This window comes from Herbaspirillum sp. alder98 (assembly GCF_020179755.1).
In the GTDB taxonomy this organism is placed as follows: Bacteria; Pseudomonadota; Gammaproteobacteria; order Burkholderiales; family Burkholderiaceae_D; genus Herbaspirillum.
In genome coordinates, this window is sequence record NZ_JAIUCY010000002.1 from 44,213 (window position 1) to 62,386 (window position 18,174).

General features: G+C 64.6%; 10 protein-coding genes. 7 read left to right on the forward strand and 3 right to left on the reverse strand.

Annotated elements, in window-relative coordinates; genetic code table 11:
- Window positions 1-83 precede the first annotated feature (83 nt).
- From smc to def, 5 genes are all read left to right on the forward strand, one after another.
- Complete coding sequence (gene smc, locus LBW87_RS05160; RefSeq protein ID WP_225200380.1) at window positions 84-3,611, forward strand: chromosome segregation protein SMC; 3,528 nt, start codon at window positions 84-86, stop codon at window positions 3,609-3,611.
- Window positions 3,612-4,041: 430 nt separating this feature from the next.
- Entirely contained in the window at window positions 4,042-5,355 is a 1,314-nt protein-coding gene (locus LBW87_RS05165) for a cell division protein ZipA C-terminal FtsZ-binding domain-containing protein (protein WP_225200381.1), read from the forward strand.
- Between the two features lie 30 nt (window positions 5,356-5,385).
- The gene (gene ligA, locus LBW87_RS05170; protein ID WP_225200382.1) at window positions 5,386-7,446 is read left to right on the forward strand and encodes an NAD-dependent DNA ligase LigA; all 2,061 of its coding nucleotides are present in this window, start codon (window positions 5,386-5,388) and stop codon (window positions 7,444-7,446) included.
- A 111-nt stretch (window positions 7,447-7,557) separates the two neighbouring features.
- Window positions 7,558-8,448 (forward strand): UTP--glucose-1-phosphate uridylyltransferase GalU, encoded by an 891-nt coding sequence (gene galU, locus LBW87_RS05175; protein ID WP_225200383.1) that lies wholly within the window; start codon window positions 7,558-7,560, stop codon window positions 8,446-8,448.
- A gap of 95 nt (window positions 8,449-8,543) precedes the next feature.
- Complete coding sequence (gene def, locus LBW87_RS05180) at window positions 8,544-9,080, forward strand: peptide deformylase (protein WP_225200384.1); 537 nt, start codon at window positions 8,544-8,546, stop codon at window positions 9,078-9,080.
- A 167-nt stretch (window positions 9,081-9,247) separates the two neighbouring features.
- On the opposite strand, the gene cphA (LBW87_RS05185) is transcribed toward def, so the two are convergent.
- Window positions 9,248-11,821, reverse strand: a complete 2,574-nt coding sequence (cphA, locus tag LBW87_RS05185) for a cyanophycin synthetase (protein ID WP_225200385.1) — start codon at window positions 11,819-11,821, stop codon at window positions 9,248-9,250.
- A gap of 45 nt (window positions 11,822-11,866) precedes the next feature.
- Window positions 11,867-14,065 carry a cyanophycin synthetase gene (gene cphA / locus LBW87_RS05190; protein WP_225200386.1) on the reverse strand — a complete coding sequence of 733 codons (2,199 nt, stop codon included), beginning with the start codon at window positions 14,063-14,065 and terminating at the stop codon, window positions 11,867-11,869.
- A gap of 458 nt (window positions 14,066-14,523) precedes the next feature.
- Here cphA (LBW87_RS05190) and LBW87_RS05195 point away from each other — a divergent pair, with 458 nt between their 5' ends.
- Window positions 14,524-16,812 (forward strand): ABC transporter ATP-binding protein, encoded by a 2,289-nt coding sequence (locus LBW87_RS05195; RefSeq protein WP_225200387.1) that lies wholly within the window; start codon window positions 14,524-14,526, stop codon window positions 16,810-16,812.
- Between the two features lie 2 nt (window positions 16,813-16,814).
- A complete protein-coding gene (locus tag LBW87_RS05200) occupies window positions 16,815-17,303 on the forward strand; it encodes a DUF1854 domain-containing protein (protein ID WP_225200388.1) in 489 nt (162 codons plus the stop codon).
- A 122-nt stretch (window positions 17,304-17,425) separates the two neighbouring features.
- On the opposite strand, the gene LBW87_RS05205 is transcribed toward LBW87_RS05200, so the two are convergent.
- On the reverse strand, window positions 17,426-18,172 hold the full coding sequence (locus tag LBW87_RS05205) for a pseudouridine synthase (RefSeq protein ID WP_225200389.1): 747 nt from the start codon (window positions 18,170-18,172) through the stop codon (window positions 17,426-17,428).
- Between the last annotated feature and the right edge of the window lie 2 nt (window positions 18,173-18,174).

Here is an 18,174-nt window from a genome sequence, read left to right on the forward strand (position 1 = left end):
GCGCAGACGCGCGATGTTATGATACCGGCCTTTGCGCAAGCGACCGCGTCGCTTCCACTCACTTAATTACATCTGTCGATAACGTGCGTCTAACCTCCCTTAAATTGTCGGGATTCAAATCCTTCGTCGAGCCCACGCAGTTCCAGGTTCCGGGGCAGCTGGTCGGCGTGGTCGGGCCTAACGGCTGCGGCAAGTCCAACATCATCGATGCCGTGCGCTGGGTCCTGGGCGAATCCAAGGCTTCCGAGCTGCGCGGCGAATCGATGCAGGACGTCATCTTCAACGGTTCCACCCACCGCAAGCCGGCCGGGCGCGCCTCGGTCGAACTGGTGTTCGACAACGCCATGGGCAAGGCCGCCGGCCAGTGGGGCCAGTATGCCGAGATCGCCGTCAAGCGCACGCTCACCCGCGACGGCACCTCGTCTTATTACATCAACAACCAGTCGGTGCGCCGGCGCGACATCCAGGACATCTTCCTGGGCACCGGCCTGGGGCCGCGCGCCTACGCCATCATCGGCCAGGGCATGATCTCGCGCATCATCGAGGCGCGTCCGGAAGAGCTGCGGATCTTCCTGGAAGAGGCCGCCGGGGTGTCCAAGTACAAAGAGCGTCGTCGTGAAACCGAAAACCGCTTGCACGACACCGCCGAAAACCTGACCCGCCTGGAAGATATCCTGCGCGAGCTCAACGCCAACCTCGAGAAGCTCGAGGCGCAGGCCGCCGTGGCCAAGAAATTCCACGAGCTGCAGAACGACCAGGAAGAAAAGCAGAAGCTGTTGTGGCTGTTGCGCAAGAACGAAGCGAAGGCCGAGCAGGAAAAGCATTTCAAGGAGATCGAACGGGCCCAGATCGACCTCGAAGAGCAGACCGCCAAGTTGCGTCATGTCGAGACTGAGCTGGAGCACATGCGCCAGGCGCACTATGGCGCCGGCGACCGCCTGCACCAGGCCCAGGGCCACCTGTACCAGACCAATTCCGAGATCGGCAGCCTCGAGGCGCAGATCAAGTTCGTCATCGAATCGCGCAATCGCCTGCAGACCCAGCTTAATTCGCTCACCGTCCAGCGCGACCAATGGCAGCGCCAGGGTTCGCAGCAACAGGACGAACTGGCCGAGGCCGAGATCGCGCTCGAAGAATTCGGCATGCGCGTCGAGCAGACCCAGCAGTCGGTGCAGGACGCCAACGAGCGCCTGCCGGCGCTGGAACTGGCCTGGCGCGATTCGCAGCAGAAGACCACCGAGTCGCGCGGCAAGATCATGCAGGTCCAGCAGCAGATCGAACTGCAGTCGACGCACCAGCGCAATGCCTCCAACATCCTGTCCGGCCTGGCATCGCGTCGCGAGCGCCTGATGCAGGAAAAGACCGGCCTGGCCATGCCGGACGACATGCATTTGTCCAACCTGCGCCTGCAACTCGAAGAAAAGCAGGCCTCGCTGGAAGAAGCGGGCATGTTCCTGGAAGAGGCGCAAGAGAACCAGCCGCGCCTGGAAGAAGAACGCCGCGCCGCGCAAGAGCTGGTCAGTCGCGAGACCTCGGCCAATGCCCAGCTGGAGGCGCGCCTGTCGGCCTTGAAGCAACTGCAGGAAAGCGTGCAGGCGCAAGGCAAGGTCCAGCCCTGGCTCGAAAAGCACGGCCTGGCCGAATTGCCGCGCCTGTGGCAGAAGCTGCACGTGGAGCAGGGCTGGGAAACCGCGCTCGAAGCGGTCTTGCGCGAACGCATGTCGGCGCTGGAAATGTCCAACCTGGACTGGGCCAAGGCCTTCTTCTCGGACGCGCCGCCGGCCAAGCTGGCGCTGTACGCCCCCAACACCGTGGTGGCCGCGCCGGAAGCGCCGGTCAACGGGCTCAAGCCGTTCATCGGCCTGCTGCAATTGAACGATCCGGGCCTGCGCGCGTTGATGCAGGACTGGCTGAACCAGATCTATGTCGCCGATGATACGGCGACCGCCTTTGCCGAACGCGGGCGGCTGCCGCTGGGCGGTTTGTTCGTCACCCGTGGCGGCCATGTGGTGAGCCAGTCCAGCGTGCGCTTCTATGCCTCCGATTCGGAGCAGGACGGCATGCTGGCGCGCCAGCAGGAAATCGAGAACATCACCAAGCAGCAGCGCGCCCAGTACATGCTGGCCGAAGAAGCCAAGGGCCGCGCGGTGCGCGCCGAGGCAGCGCTGTCGGCGGCATCGGGCCGCCTGCAGGAGCTGCGCCAGCGCGTCACTGGCCTGACGCAGTCGACCCACAGCCTGCAGATCGAAGTCATGAAACTGGCCGAGGTGCAGGAGCGCTTCAACCAGCGCAGCACCCAGATCTCGACCGACCTCGAGGAAATCGGCATGCAGGAAGCCGAACAGCAGCAGGTGCAGGCCGAGTCCGAGGCGCGTTTCGAGCAACTCGATATCGAACTGGCCGAGCTGCAGGAGCAGCACGAGAACGGCCAGACCGATTACCTGGGCCGCGAGCAGCAGCTCAACGACGCCCGCAATCGCCTGCGCGAACTCGAGCGTGCCGCCCAGGAAACCGAATTTGCCGAAAAGTCCCATCGCAGCAAGATCGAGGAATTGAAGCGCGGCATCGCCACCGCCCTGGAGCAGGCGGCGCAACTGTTCGCCAGCATGCAGCAGGGCAGCCTGGAGCTGGAAAGCCTGGACGACCAGGCGGCCCAGGCCGGCCTGCAGGAACTGCTGGATCGCCGCACCGACCAGGAGCGCGCACTGGCCGACGCCCGCCACGAGCTCGACCAGCTGTCGCAGCAATTGCGCCAGCACGACGAAAGCCGCCTGCAGGCCGAACGCAGCCTGCAGCCGCAGCGCGACCGCATCACCGAACTGCAATTGAAGGAACAGGCCGCGCGCCTGAACCAGGAGCAGTTCGCCGAAGCGCTGGCGCAGACGCAAGCCGACGAGGCCGCGCTGTCCGAGAAGCTGACCGCCGACATGCGGCCGTCCTACCTGCAAGGCGAAGTCACGCGCCTGACCAACGCCATCGCCGCGCTGGGCGCGGTCAACCTGGCCGCGCTCGACGAGCTGGCCACGGCGTCCGAGCGCAAGCACTTCCTGGATGCCCAGCACGCCGACCTGAACGAAGCCATCACCACGCTGCAGGATGCGATCCACAAGATCGACATCGAGACCCGCGGCCTGCTGCAAGACACCTTCGACAAGGTCAATCATCACTTCTCGGAGCTGTTCCCGGTGCTGTTCGGCGGCGGCCAGGCCCGACTGACGATGACGGGCGACGAAATCCTCGATTCTGGGGTGCAGGTGATGGCACAGCCGCCCGGCAAGAAGAACGCCACCATCCACCTGCTGTCGGGTGGCGAGAAGGCGCTGACGGCGACGGCGCTGGTGTTTTCGATGTTCCAGCTCAATCCGGCGCCATTCTGTCTGCTCGATGAGGTCGACGCGCCCCTGGACGACGCCAACACCGAGCGCTTCGCCAACATGGTCAAGCGCATGTCCGAGCACACCCAGTTCCTGTTCATCTCGCACAACAAGATCGCCATGGAAATGGCGCAGCAACTGATCGGGGTGACCATGCAGGAGCAGGGCGTGTCGCGCATCGTGGCCGTGGACATGGAGTCGGCCTCCAATTTCGCCAGCGCCGAGCAAGCCGCGTAAGCGGCTTTGCGGTGGCCGGTGTTGCCGCTGCGGCAATCCCGGCGAGGTGCTTGCGCCCGTCCTTTGTCGGCTTGACAATGGCGGGGCGGAACACTACCCTGAGGACCTTGTCATACATCCGTCCTGACAGGTTTGACGTCAGGCCAGACATGCTTTTGCGGCCTTCGGGCCATCAACAATAACAACATCTTGACCGCAATATTGCCGCTCGCCCGTTTGCCGATTCCAGCCTTGCCTGCGCCGCCCCGTGTCGCGCAGGCGACGTGCCGTGGGAACGCGGGCGTCGGCCGCCCGGTGTGGCTGCGGTCTGCCCCCCAGACTCTAGGATTCGGATTGTTCCAATGAACCGCTTTATCGAGCCGAACATGCCACGCTGCATCGACGTACGCGTCGCCCCCTCCCTGCCTGCCGGTGCGAAAGGTCGTGCCGCATGATCGATCTCCAGACCAGCCTGATCGTGATCGGCGGCGTCTTCGTCGTCGGCGTCATCTCCTATAACAAATGGCAGGAGCACAAGGCCCGCAAGACCGTCGAGCGCGCCTTTTCTTCCTCGCACGACGATGTGCTGATGTCGCCCGACGAGCAGGGCGAGCCGCAGCATGCGCCGGTGGCCGGCGGTGAACGGGCTGAATTTGCCGCCAGCGGCGACGATGGTGGCCGGGTCGAACCCGGCTTCTACGACCTGCCCGAGCGCAAGCCCGTGTCGGCGCCGGTCAAGGCCTATCTCGACCAGGCCGTGGAAGAGTCGCGCGAGCCCTACCTGGGTGACGTGGCGCCCGTGACCGAGGCTGGCCGTGAAGCGGTCGACGCTGCCATCGCCGGGTCGCTGGCGCAGGCGCCACAGTCCACCGTGGCCCAGGTCATCGCCGGCGCCGAAGACCCGATCGAGCAGGCCCCCGGGTTCGCGCCGCCGCCAGAGATGCAGGCGCAACTGCAGCCACGCGTGCGCCGCGAGTTGCCGGTCGACGAGTTGATCGATTGCAACATTCCGATTGCCCTCGAAGCACCGCTGCGGGGCGACAAGTTGCTGCCCGCGCTGCAAGGCCTGCGTCACGTCGGCAACAAGCCGGTGCATTTCATCGGCCGCAGCCTCGACGGCGAATGGGAAGCCGTGGCCCATGGCGGCGTCTACAACGCCTTGCTGGCGGGCGCGCAACTGGCCAATCGCAGCAATGCCATGAACGAAATCGAGTATTCGGAACTGGTCATGCGCCTGCGCGACCTGACCGATTCCCTCAATGGCGAGCCGGAACTGCCCGACATGCCCGACGTCATCCGCACCGCCCAGGCGCTGCACCAGTTCATCGCCGACCACGACGTGCAATTGTCGGTCAACGTGCGCTCCAGCGGCGCGCCCTGGAGCCTGTCGACGCTGTTGGCGGCGCTGGGTCGGCAGGGCTTCGATCGTCGCACCGAGGGTTACCTGGTGATGCAGGACGGCGAGGGCGAGATCCTGTTCGCGCTGTCGACCAATGCCAGCCAGGCCGATGAAACCACCGAACGCCTGACGCTGTTGCTGGACGTGCCGCGCGTGGCGCCCGCCCGCGACGGCTACGGCGCGCTGGTGGCCTGCGCCCGTTCCCTGGCCGCACGCCTGGGTGGCGCCATGGTCGACGACAGCGACCAGCCCTTGTCGGATGTCGCACTGGCCGATATCGCCGAACAGGTCGCCGCCTTCTACAGCGCCATGGAATCGGCCGATATCCCGGCTGGCTCGACGCGCGCCCTGCGCCTGTTCAGCTAAGTCACGCGCCCGCGCTTTTACTTCTTCAAGATGCAACCAGACATGTTTTCCGACGGTCCGCTGCCCCCCGGGGCGCCGGACTGGCTGGCCCGTGCGCGCACCCTGCGCGGCGAGCTCAATGGCCACAACCACGCCTACTATGTGCTGGACCAGCCCAGCATTCCCGATGCCGAGTACGACCGCCTGTTCCAGGAGTTGCAGGCGCTCGAGACCGCCCATCCCGAACTGGTGAGTCCGGATTCGCCCACCCAGCGCGTGGGCGGCGCGCCGCTGCCGCAGTTCGACCCGGTGCGGCACGACGTGCCGATGCTTTCGCTGGGCAACGGCTTTGCCGACGACGATATCGTCGCCTTCGACAAGCGCGTGCAGGATGGGCTGGAAAGCCTGCAGCAGGTGCGCTACGCCGCCGAGCTCAAGTTCGACGGCCTGGCCATCAGCCTGCGTTATGTGGATGGCGTGCTGGTGCAGGCCGCTACCCGGGGTGACGGCACCACCGGCGAAAACGTCACCGCCAACATCCGTACCGTGCGCGCCATCCCGTTGCGCCTGCACGGCGACCAGATCCCGGCGGTGCTCGACGTGCGCGGCGAAGTCCTGATGTACAAGGAAGATTTCGCCCGCCTCAACCAGCGCCAGCGCGACGCCGGCCAGAAAGAATTCGCCAACCCCCGCAACGCCGCCGCCGGCAGCTTGCGCCAGCTCGATTCACGCATCACGGCGCAGCGCACGCTGCGCTTCTTCGCCTATGGCATCGGCGTGCTCGAAGGCGCCGACATGCCGGCCTCGCACTCGGCGTTGCTCGATTGGTACGGGCAGCTGGGCTTGCCGGTCTGCCGCGAGCGGGCGGTGGTGACCGGTGCCGACGGCTTGCTGGCGTTCTACCGCGGCATCGGCGACAAGCGCGATGGCCTGCCGTACGAAATCGATGGCGTGGTCTACAAGGTCGACCGGCTCGACCAGCAAAAGCACCTGGGTTTCGTCTCGCGCGCGCCGCGTTTTGCGCTGGCCCATAAATTCCCGGCCCAGGAAGCCCTGACCCAGGTACTGGACATCGAAGTGCAGGTGGGCCGTACCGGCGCCATCACCCCGGTGGCCAGGCTCAATCCGGTCTTTGTGGGCGGCGTCACCGTCACTAACGCCACCTTGCACAACGAGGACGAGGTACGGCGCAAGGATGTGCGCATCGGCGACACCGTCATCGTGCGGCGCGCCGGCGATGTGATTCCCGAGGTGGTGGCGCACGTGCCCGAAAAGCGTCCGCAAGACGCCCGTCAATTCGTCATGCCCAAGACCTGCCCGGTCTGCGATTCGCCGATCGTGCGGCTGGAGGACGAGGCCATCGCCCGTTGCTCCGGCGGCTGGCTCAAGTGCACCGCCCAGCGCAAGGGCGGGCTGCAGCATTTTGCGTCGCGCCGCGCCATGGATATTGAAGGCCTCGGTGAACAATTGGTCGAACAGCTGGTCGATAGGCATGTCGTCAATACGCCGGCCGATCTGTATCGCCTGGGCTTGTCGGCGCTATCCGAACTCGATCGCATGGCCGACAAATCGGCCCAGAACGTGCTCGATGCACTGCAGAAGTCCAAGCAGACCACCCTGGCGCGCTTCATCTATGCATTAGGCATCCGCCATGTCGGCGAAGCCACCGCCAAGGAGCTGGCGCGACACTTCGGCAGCCTCGACAAGGTGCTGGCGGCCGATGAGGCGCAATTGCTGGACGTGGCCGATATCGGCCCGGTAGTGGCGGCGTCGATTCGCGCTTTCTTCGACGATGCGCTCAATGTCGAACTGGTCGAGCAGTTGCGCGCCGTCGGCCTGCAGTGGAGCGAAGACGCCGGCAGCGACAGCCAGCCCAAGCACCTGGCCGGCAAGACCTTCGTGCTGACCGGGACGTTGCCCAACCTGTCGCGCGATGAGGCTTCGCAGATGATCGAGGCGGCCGGTGGCAAGGTCGCCGGTTCGGTGTCGAAGAAGACCAGTTACGTGGTGGCTGGGGCCGAGGCGGGCAGCAAGCTGGCCAAGGCCGAGGAGCTGGGCCTGGCGATTCTGGACGAGGATGGGTTGAAGGCACTTTGTAACAGCGGCACGTAAGTTGCGTGTCACGAAACGAACATAATTTGTTATCGGCATTGCATTACACTTTGCGCACTCGCACGGTATCAGGCCGGACGCAATCACTAAGATTTATCTAAGGGAGCAATAATGATCAAGAAGATCAAGAAAGCCGTATTTCCCGTGGCCGGCCTTGGTAGCCGCTTTCTGCCTGCGACCAAGGCGCAGCCGAAGGAAATGCTGCCCATCGTCGACAAGCCGCTGATTCACTACGCGGTCGAGGAAGCGGTTGCCGCCGGCATCACCGAAATGGTGTTCATCACCGGTCGCAACAAGCGCGCCATCGAAGATCACTTCGACAAGGCCTACGAGCTCGAAAGCGAACTCGAAGCCGCCGGCAAGAAGCAACTGCTGGACATCGTGCGCAACGTGATCCCGAAGAACGTCAATTGCATCTTCATTCGCCAGTCGACTCCGCTGGGCCTGGGCCACGCGGTGCTGTGCGCGCGCCCGGTGATCGGCGAAGAGCCGTTTGCCGTGCTGCTGGCGGACGACTTCATGGATGTCGATGCCGGCCAGCGTCCGGTGCTGGCGCAGATGACCGACATCTACCAGCGCGAAGGCATGAGCATGCTGGCGGTGCAGGATGTGCCGCGCGCCGATACCAAGCAATACGGTATCGTCAGCGCCACGTCGTACCAGCCCGACCTGGAGCGGGTCAACGCCATCGTCGAAAAGCCTGCGCCCGATGATGCGCCGTCGACCCTGGCCGTGGTCGGTCGCTATGTGCTGAACAACCGTATCTTCGACTACCTGGAGAACATCGAGCGTGGCGCCGGCGGCGAAATCCAGCTCACCGATGGCATCGCCAAGCTGATGCAGGCCGAGTCGGTGCTGGCGTATCGCTACCAGGGCCAGCGTTATGACTGCGGCTCCAAGCTGGGTTACCTCAAGGCAATGGTCGCCATGGGCATGAAGCACCACGAGACCGGTCCTGCCTTTACCGAGTACCTGAAGGAAATCGGCAACAAGCAGGGTTGATCCGCGGCGGCGCAACGCGCCGCAATCTGCGACAATCGAAGACGCCCGGTGCATGCCGGGCGTTTTTTTGTTAATCGATCCTGCTGGAGAATACGATGGCGCTGCGCGACATACTAAAGATGGGGGACCCGCGCCTGCTACGCCAGGCGCAGCCGGTGGCCGAATTCGGCACCCCTGCACTGAAGGCCCTGGTGGACGATATGTTCGAGACCATGCGCGCCGTCAACGGCGCCGGCCTGGCGGCGCCCCAGATCGGCGTCGACCTGCAACTGGTGATCTTCGGCTTCGGCCAGAACCAGCGTTATCCGGATGCCCCTGCGGTGCCCGAGACGGTACTGATCAATCCGGTGCTGACGCCGTTGTCGGATGAAGAGGAGGATGGCTGGGAAGGGTGCCTGTCGGTGCCCGGCCTGCGCGGCGTGGTGCCGCGCTGGAGCCGTCTGCGTTACCAGGGGTTTGACCTCGATGGCGAGCCCATCGACCGCACGGTGGATGGTTTTCATGCGCGGGTGGTGCAGCACGAGTGCGACCACCTGTTAGGGATTCTGTACCCGATGCGGATCCGTGATTTCAGCCAGTTCGGGTTTACGGAGATTTTGTTTCCGGAGCTTGATCCCAATCAGGACGATTAGGGTGACGACGGGGGTAGGGATATAACCAATCCGTCGTCCCGGCGCATGCCGGGACCCAGTGGCTTTAGCAGCACCACATGAACGTCGAAAGACGCTGGGTCCTGACTTTCGTCAGGACGACGGCGGGTGGAATATAACCAATCCGTCGCCCCTGCGGTCGATCGCGATCAACCCACCTCGGCTACCCGCGCATTGATATGCGCCAGCGCCTCGTCGATCTGGTCGATCAGGATCAGGCACAGGTCGCCGTCATTAAGCGCCGCCAGCGCCGTATCGATGGCCAGGAATTCGCCATGGATTTCCTTGACCTCGGCTGTGCGGGTAGCTTTTTCCAGGCCCTGGCGCAGCAGTGCGATCACTTCGCCGTCGCTGCGACCGCGCTGGCATTGGTCCTGATACAGCACCACCTCGTCAAAGGCATCGCCCAACATTTCGGTCTGACGCGTGATATCGATGTCGCGGCGGTCGCCGGCGCCACTGATGACCACCGAGCGACGCTTGGCCGGCATGCTGTCGACGGCCTTGATCAGGGCCGAGATGGCGTCCGGATTGTGACCGTAGTCGGCGATCAGGGTCGCGCCCTTGTAGTCGAACAGGTTGAAGCGGCCAGGCGCCGTGTCGCTGTCGCTGATGAAGCTGTTCAGGGCCGCGGTGACATGCGCCCAGTCCAGGTCCAGCGCCCAGGCCGCACCCACCGATGCCATCACGTTCTCGACCTGGAAGCCGATGCCGCCATTGCGGGTCAGCGGGATGCCCGACAACTTCAGACGCTTCTCGAAGTCGCCCTGGGCCACCACGATGGCGTCGCCGTCGCGGTAGATCACGCGTTGACCCTGGGCCCGATGGGTCGCCATGATCGGATGTTGCGCATCCAGCGCGAAAAAGGTCACCGAGCCGGGGCAGCTCAAGGCCATCTTCGACACCATCGGGTCGGCCGCATTGAGCACCGCCATGCCGGTCGGTGCGACGTTCTCGACGATCACGCGCTTGACCACCGCCAGGTCTTCGACCGTGCTGATGTAGGACAGGCCCAGGTGATCGCCCATGCCAATGTTGGTGACCACCGCCACCTGGCAGCGGTCGAAGCCCAGGCCTTCGCGCAGCACGCCGCCACGCGCGGTCTCCAGCACGGCGGCATCGACGTCGGGGTGGAACAGCACGTTGCGGGCGCTGCGCGGGCCGCTGCAGTCGCCAGTGTCGATGCGTTGCTTGTCGATATAGACGCCATCGGTATTGGTCATGCCCACGCGCAGGCCGGTTTCTGCCAGCAGGTGGGTGATCAGGCGCACCGTGGTGGTCTTGCCGTTGGTGCCGGCCACCGCCACTACCGGAATGCGACCGTCGTCACCATCCTGGTACATGGTCGAGACGATCGCTTCGCCCACGTCGCGGCTCTTGCCGTAGGACGGCGAGAGGTGCATGCGCAGGCCGGGAGCGGCGTTGACCTCGACGATGCCGCCGCCTTGTTCTTCCATCGACGAATGTACCGAGTTGCACACCACGTCGACGCCGCAGATATCCAGTCCCACCATCTGGGCCGCCGCAATGGCGCGCGCGGCCATGTCGGGATGCACATCCTCGGTCACGTCGGTGGCGGTGCCGCCGGTGGACAGGTTGGCATTGTTGCGCAGGACCACCCGCACGCCTTGCGCGGGGATGGCTTCCGGGTCCAGGTTCTGGCCGGCCAGCACGCCCAGGGCGATGTCGTCCAGGCGGATCTTGGTCAGCGAAGTGGCATGACCGTCGCCACGCAGCGGGTCGGCATTGACCTGTTCGATCAGTTGCCGGATCGTGTGCACGCCGTCACCGATGACCTGCGGCGGGTCGCGGCGGGCGGCTGCCACCAGCTTGTTGCCGATCACCAGCAGGCGATAGTCGTGGCCGTGCAGGTAGCGTTCGACGATCACTTCGTCGCTGATGCGCGCGGCCGTGGCAAAGGCCGCCTCGACTTGTTCGCGGCTGCTGATGTTGACCGCCACGCCTTTGCCCTGGTTGCCGTCGAGCGGCTTGATCACCACGGCCGAGCCGATTTCCTGGGTTGCGGCCCAGGCGTCTTCCACGGTGGTGACCACGCGGCCGTTGGGCACCGGCACCCCGGCTGCGTGCAGCAGCATCTTGGTCAGGTCCTTGTCCTGGGCGATCGATTCGGCAATCGCGCTGGTGTTGCTGGTCTCGGCGGCCTGGATGCGCTTTTGGCGGCTGCCCCAGCCGAACTGCACCATGCTGCCCTGGGTCAGGCGGCGAAACGGGATGCCGCGCTTGATCGCCGCATTGACGATGGAGGCGGTGCTGGGTCCCAGGCGCACGTCTTCGTCGAGTTCGCGAATGCGGGCCAATGCCACGGTCAGGTCGAAGGGCGTATCGTCCTGGGCGGCGCGGCACAGCTGCAGCGCCAGGTCCAGCGCCAGGCGGCCGACTTCTTCCTCGCTGTACTCCACCACCACCTGGTAGACCCCGGTCTCGATGGTCGATACGGTGCGGCTGAAGGTCACCGGGCAACCGGCTTGCGATTGCAGCGCCAGGGCGGCGGCCGCCAGCCCGTGGGCCATCGACACCACTTGCGTGCCGCCATCCGGCTGCAGGAAGCCGATCTGCGGGAAGCGGGCGCGCAGGCGGATTTCGAAGCCCGGCATGTCATCGATGACGCGTTCGGTTTCCGAACACGAGACGATGGCTTCAATGGCGGTGTGCCTGCACCAGAGGTTTGGGCCGCGCAGGGCGCGTATGCGTGAAACGTCCATGGACAGTTTTCCTGTTCTCTTCAGTCTTGATTCTTCCGGGTGGCCTCAGGCCGCCTGGGTCTTGAATGTGAAACCTTGCTCTTCGGCCTGTTCGGTGCCGAACAACTCGATGCCGGCGCGGATCAGGTCGGGCGTGATACCGAGCGCCCAGGCCGCACCGACTGCGGCCAGCACGTTCTCGACCTGATAGGCGACCGCGCCTTTTTCGGTCAACGGAATCGCGTCGACCGAGCTGACGCGGGTTTCGCTGGCACCTTCAACCTGGATCACGTCGCCGCCGCGCAGCAGCACGGCGCGCTTGCCCTGGCTGCGATGCTCGGCTACCAGCGGGGAAGCCGGGTCGACGCTGAAGAAGATCACCTCGCCGTCGCACAACTGGGCCATGTCGGCCACCAGCGGATCGTCGGCATTCAGAACCGCCGCGCCATCCGGCAGGACCAGGTCGACCTGGGTGCGCTTGACCTTGGTGGCCAGTTGTTCGGCGTTCTCGATGTAGTACTCCGGCAGGCTGTCGGTCGGGTCGATGTTGGCCACCACGCCCACCAGGCAGCGGTCGTACGCCAGCCCTTCGGACAGGATCGCCACGCTGCTGTTCTCGAACACGGCAGCTTCGACGGCACGGTTGAGCAGGACCCGATGGGCGGCCGCCCAGTTGGCCCGATTGCCGCGTTCGACCAGGCGCTCACCGAAATACAGGCCATCGCCACAGGCCAGGCCGACGTGCTTGCCCGACAGGTGGATGATGCGCGCCACCAGGCGCGCAATGGTGGTCTTGCCGTGGGTGCCGGTGATGCCGACGATGGGAATGCGACCATTTTCGTCGTCGCGGAACAGGTTGTCGACGATGGCCTCGCCCACCGGACGCGCCGCGCCTTCGGACGGTTTCAGGTGCATCAGCAGGCCGGGGCCGGCATTGACCTCGACGATGGCGCCGCCCTGGTCGGCCAGCGGGCGCGAGATGTCTTCGGCCACGATGTCGACGCCGGCGATGTCGAGCCCGACGATGCGGGCCGCCAGCGAGGCCGCCGCCGCCACGCTCGGATGGACCTGGTCGGTGACGTCGGCCGATACATTGCCATTGCGCAACAGCAGCACGCGGCGGCCGGAGGCGGGGACCGACTCGGTGGTCAGGTTCTGGCGCTGCAGCTCAAGCACGGCTGCCGGTTCGCGTTCCAGCAGGACCGGGTCCAGCAGGTGTTCTTCGAGCAGGCCGCGACGCGGGTCGCGGTTGAGTTCATCCAGCAGTTGCTGGACGGTGGACTTGCCGTCGCCGACGATGAAGATCGGCTCGCCCCGGGCGGCCGCGGCCAGCTTGCCGCCGACGATCAGCAGCCGGTGTTCGAGGCCGCTGACATAGCGTTCGACCAGCACGCCGCTACCTTCGTCCAGCGCCACCTTGTAGGCGGTCTCGATTTCTTCGCGGGTATTGAGATCGATGAAGACGCCACGGCCGTGGTTGGCGTCACACGGCTTGACCACCACCGGCAGGCCGATGTCTTCGGCTGCGTTCCAGGCGTCTTCGGGGCTGTCGACCAGGCGACCTTCGGGCACCCGCAGGCCGCAGTTCTCCAGCAGGGTCTTGGTCAGGTCCTTGTCGCGCGAGATGCTTTCGGCGATGGCGCCGGTCTGGTCCGACTCTGCCGTCCAGATGCGGCGCTGGCGGCAGCCATGGCCGAGCTGCACCAGGTTGCCTTCGGACAGGCGGATGGTCGGAATGCGGCGTTCTTCGGCGGCGTCGACGATGCAGGCGGTGCTGGGTCCCAGGCACAGCTTGTCGACCATGCCGCGCAGTTTCTCGAGTGCGGCATCGACGCTGAAGGGGCGGTTCTCGATGGCGGCCATGACCAGGTCGCGGGCGGCGTATAGCGCGGCGCGGGTCACCGTTTCGTGGCGTGCGCGCACCACCACCTTGTAGACGCCGCGCACATTGGTTTCACGGGCCTTGCCGAAGCCGCCCGGCAGGCCGGCCAGGTTCTGCAGCTCCAGCGTGACGTGTTCCAGGATATGGCCGGGCCAGGTGCCTTCGTGCAGGCGCTGCACGAAGCCGCCACGCACTTCATAGCTGCAGCGATGCTCGATCAGCGTGGGCAGCCAGGTAGTCAGGCGGTCGGTGAAGCCGGGAATGGTATTGGACGGGAAATCTTCCAGTTCGCCGATGTCGATCCACACCTCGAGCGCCGAACGATAGGTCCAGATATTGGGACCTTGCAGGGGCAGGAAACGGAGGAATTCTATGTTTTTCATATCTGGACGTGGGCCGATTGTTGCGTGTCGATGGGTCTTGTTACCGCTCAGCTGGGTTTTCTATTATTAGGTCGGACAGAATTATTCGGTCAGGATTCCGTCAGAATAACGCATGCTCCTGTAACGTGCCGGGACACATTTGGTTTACTGCCGTGATCAAAAAGCCAAGTCAGCAGCACGCTTTGGTGAAAAACGGCAACATTGTGGCAGAGCCCCGGCCCGGCGTGCGAGGCTGGCCGCAAAAAAAGTCGCGGTGCACCGATCAGGTGTCTGTCGCGTTATGTCCTCTGCGCCGCTTCGACCGACTGCCCCGCAGGGGGGCCGTTCGAATGGCGTCGGCGCTGCGCTATAATCGCGCGCTGCTCGCAGTCGGTTGTCGGGGGGACGCCAGACAGACCTGGCGCATTGACCATCTGTAGAAGTAATACCGCTCACATCGGGCGCAACTCTGCCTTTAAATGACTACTGACACTATTTATTCCGCCCATGCCAGCCTGCCCGAACGCTGGAAGACGGAAACCCAGGCCCGCCTGGCCGCCGGCGAAAGCATCGTCGCCTGGCTTGAGCTGGACCTTGATACGCACCTGCAATTCAAGCCGTCGCTGCTGGTGGCGACCGAAACGCGCCTGCTGGCCAATAGCCCCGGTGGGCGCGATGGCCAACTGTGGCAGGAGTGGGATTACCGCGCCGATCTGTCGCTCAAGCATATCGACCACGCCGGCGTGGGCACGCTCGAGCTGTGCGACACCCACGGCCGCCTGGCCGTCTGGCGCTATACGCTGGCGCACAACCCGCAATCGCTGCGGTTGATCAAGCTGTTCGAGCAACAGCGCGACCTGGCCGCGTCCGGCATCACGCCAGCCGATGAGGGCGGCGATCTCTGCCCGCAATGCAAGGCACCCATTCCCGAGGGGCAGGAAAGCTGCGCCATCTGCCCGGAAGCCAAGGAAGCGCCGCCGTCGACCTGGGCGCTGTTTCGCCTGTCGCGCTTTGCCAAGCCCTACAAGGGCTCGCTGCTGCTGGGCTTCCTGCTGACGCTGGCGTCGACCGCCGCCACGCTGGTGCCGCCCTACATGACCATGCCGCTGATGGACAACGTGCTGATCCCGTTCCAGAACGGGGCGCCGATCAATGTCGAGCTGGCCACCAAGTACCTGAGCGGCCTGCTGGCGGCGGCGCTGCTGGCCTGGGGGCTGGGCTGGGCCCGCACTTATATCCTGGCGCTGGTGTCGGAGCGCATCGGCGCCGATCTGCGTACCAGCACCTATGAACATCTGTTGCGGTTGTCGCAGGAGTATTTCGGCGGCAAGCGCACCGGCGACCTGATGGCCCGCATCGGCTCCGAGACCGATCGCATCTGCGTGTTCCTGTCGCTGCACCTGCTCGACTTCGCCATCGATGTGCTGATGATCATCATGACGGCGGCGATCCTGATCTCGATCAATCCCTGGCTGGCGCTGGTCACGTTGCTGCCGTTGCCGTTCATCGCCTGGATGATCCACGTGGTGCGCGATCGCCTGCGGCACGGCTTTGAAAAGATCGACCGCATCTGGTCCGAGGTGACCAACGTGCTGGCCGACACCATCCCCGGCATTCGCGTGGTCAAGGCCTTTGCCCAGGAAAAGCGCGAGGTGGATCGCTTCCGCGAGGCCAACCGCCACAACCTGCTGGTCAATGACCGGGTCAACAAGATCTGGTCGTTATTTACGCCCACCGTCACGCTGCTGACCGAGATCGGGCTGCTGGTGGTGTGGGTGTTCGGTATCTGGCAGGTGTCGGGCAACCAGATCACGGTCGGTGTGCTGACCGCTTTCCTGGCCTATATCAGCCGTTTCTACACGCGCCTGGATTCGATGAGCCGTATCGTGTCGGTCACGCAGAAGGCGGCCGCCGGCGCCAAGCGCATCTTCGACATCCTGGACCACGTCTCGAGCGTGCCGGAGCCAGCCAACCCGGTGCATATCGAGAAGGTGCAGGGCGCCATCGAAGTGCGCAACATCGGCTTCCGCTACGGTAACCGGGCGGTGATCCGCGACATGAGCCTGACGATTGCGCCGGGCGAGATGATCGGCCTGGTCGGTCATAGCGGCTCCGGCAAGAGCACCATGGTCAACCTGATCTGCCGCTTCTATGACGTGTCGGAGGGTGCGATCCGGGTCGATGGTGTCGATATCCGTTCGCTGCCGATCTCGGAATATCGCCGCAACATCGGGCTGGTGCTGCAGGAGCCTTTCCTGTTCTTCGGCACGATTGCCGAGAATATCGCCTACGGCAAGCCGGACGCGACCCGTGAAGAAATCGTCGCCGCCGCCCGTGCCGCGCATGCCCACGAATTCATCCTGCGTCTGCCGCAGGGCTACGATTCGCTGGTGGGCGAGCGCGGCCAGGCGCTGTCGGGCGGCGAGCGCCAGCGCATCTCGATTGCGCGGGCGCTGCTGATCGACCCGCGTATCCTGATTCTCGATGAAGCGACTTCATCGGTCGATACCACCACCGAGAAAGAAATCCAGAAGGCGCTCGACAACCTGGTCAAGGGCCGCACCACGATCGCCATCGCCCACCGCCTGTCGACCCTGCGCAAGGCCGATCGTCTGGTGGTGCTGGATCGCGGCCAGGTGGTGGAAGTGGGCAACCACGAAGAACTGATGGCGCGCGAAGGGCATTACTACAAGTTGTATCAGGCGCAGGCGCGCAATCCGGATGGCGAAGCCGACGTATCGGTGAGCCAGGCCGAGGGAGGGGTTTGAGCATGACTACCAACGTTGAACAGGCGCTGCTGGCGCTACAGTTGCGGCGCAACAACTTCGGGCGCCTGGTATTGGTCGACGCCGATGGCGTGACCCATGAGAACGTGATTCCGGTGCGGGCGTTTCCGATTGGCGCACCTGATCACGGTATTTCCATCGTCAGCAGCGATGGCCATGAACTGGCCTGGATCGACCGCCTGCAGCAGGTCACGCCGGAAGTGCGGGGGCTGGTCGAGGAAGAGCTGGCGAGTCGCGAATTCATGCCGGAGATCGTGCGCATCGATAGCGTTTCGACCTACGCGACACCGAGCGAGTGGACGGTGCAGACCAGTCGGGGCGCCACCACGTTCACGTTGCGCGGCGAGGAGGATATCCGTCGCCTGCCGCAGTCGGCCTTGCTGGTGGCGGACAGTCACGGTATCCAGTTCCTGGTGCGTGACCTGAAGGCGCTGGACAAGCACAGCCGGAAGATCCTGGACCGCTTCCTTTGATGCCGTCGTCCTGACGAAAGTCAGGACCCAGCGTCTTTCGGGCGTCCGCGTGATGCTACCGAAGCCACTGGGTCCCGGCCTTCGCCGGGACGACAGGTTGCTTATATTTCCACCACCGTCGCCTAGAACGTCTCGTCAGGCCGCAGATACCGCCATTGCCCGGTGGGCAGTTCGCCCAGCTTGACGCCGCCGATCCGCACCCGTTTCAGGCCAATCACTTTCAAGCCCACCATGTCGCACATGCGGCGGATCTGGCGCTTCTTGCCTTCGCGCAGGGTAAAGCTCAACTGATCTTCGTTCTGCCACACCACCTTGGCGTGGCGCAGCGGCTTGCCGTCCATGATCAGGCCGTGGTTGAGGCGCTTCAGGTCGTGCTCCGGCAGGCGGCCCGGGCGGGTGTATTGCACCCGGACCAGGTATTCCTTGTCGACCGACGAATCCTCGCCGATCAGGTGCTTGGCGATGCGGCCATCCTGGGTCAGCACCAAGAGGCCCACCGAATCGATATCCAGGCGTCCCGCCGGCACCAGGCTGCGCAGCTGGCGCGGGTGATATTGCATGTCGCAATCGTCTTCGGCCCAGCGCGACTCGCCATTGACCAGCGTCACGGCCGGCTTGTAGCCGTCCTCGGCCTGGCCGCTGACGAAGCCCATCGGCTTGTTGATCAGGATCGTCACGCGCTGCGCCTGTTCGGCGCTGGCCTGGCGTTCGACCGTCACCTTCTGGTGCGGCAGCACCTTGCTGCCCAATACCGACACCACCGCGCCATCGACGCGCACCCAGCCTTTTTCTATCCACTCGTCGGCTTCGCGGCGCGAGCACAGGCCGAGTTCGGACATGCGTTTGGAGAGACGGACGGGTTCGGTCATGG

Excerpts from the sequence above, each read along its gene's own strand:
- ligA (WP_225200382.1), top strand. The coding sequence starts at position 5,386 with ATGCAACCAGACATGTTTTCCGACGGTCCGCTGCCCCCCGGGGCGCCG.
- def (WP_225200384.1), top strand. The coding sequence starts at position 8,544 with ATGGCGCTGCGCGACATACTAAAGATGGGGGACCCGCGCCTGCTACGC.
- LBW87_RS05200 (WP_225200388.1), top strand. The coding sequence starts at position 16,815 with ATGACTACCAACGTTGAACAGGCGCTGCTGGCGCTACAGTTGCGGCGC.
- cphA (WP_225200386.1), bottom strand. The coding sequence starts at position 14,065 with ATGAAAAACATAGAATTCCTCCGTTTCCTGCCCCTGCAAGGTCCCAAT.
- LBW87_RS05165 (WP_225200381.1), top strand. The coding sequence starts at position 4,042 with ATGATCGATCTCCAGACCAGCCTGATCGTGATCGGCGGCGTCTTCGTC.
- cphA (WP_225200385.1), bottom strand. The coding sequence starts at position 11,821 with ATGGACGTTTCACGCATACGCGCCCTGCGCGGCCCAAACCTCTGGTGC.
- LBW87_RS05205 (WP_225200389.1), bottom strand. The coding sequence starts at position 18,172 with ATGACCGAACCCGTCCGTCTCTCCAAACGCATGTCCGAACTCGGCCTG.
- LBW87_RS05195 (WP_225200387.1), top strand. The coding sequence starts at position 14,524 with ATGACTACTGACACTATTTATTCCGCCCATGCCAGCCTGCCCGAACGC.
- galU (WP_225200383.1), top strand. The coding sequence starts at position 7,558 with ATGATCAAGAAGATCAAGAAAGCCGTATTTCCCGTGGCCGGCCTTGGT.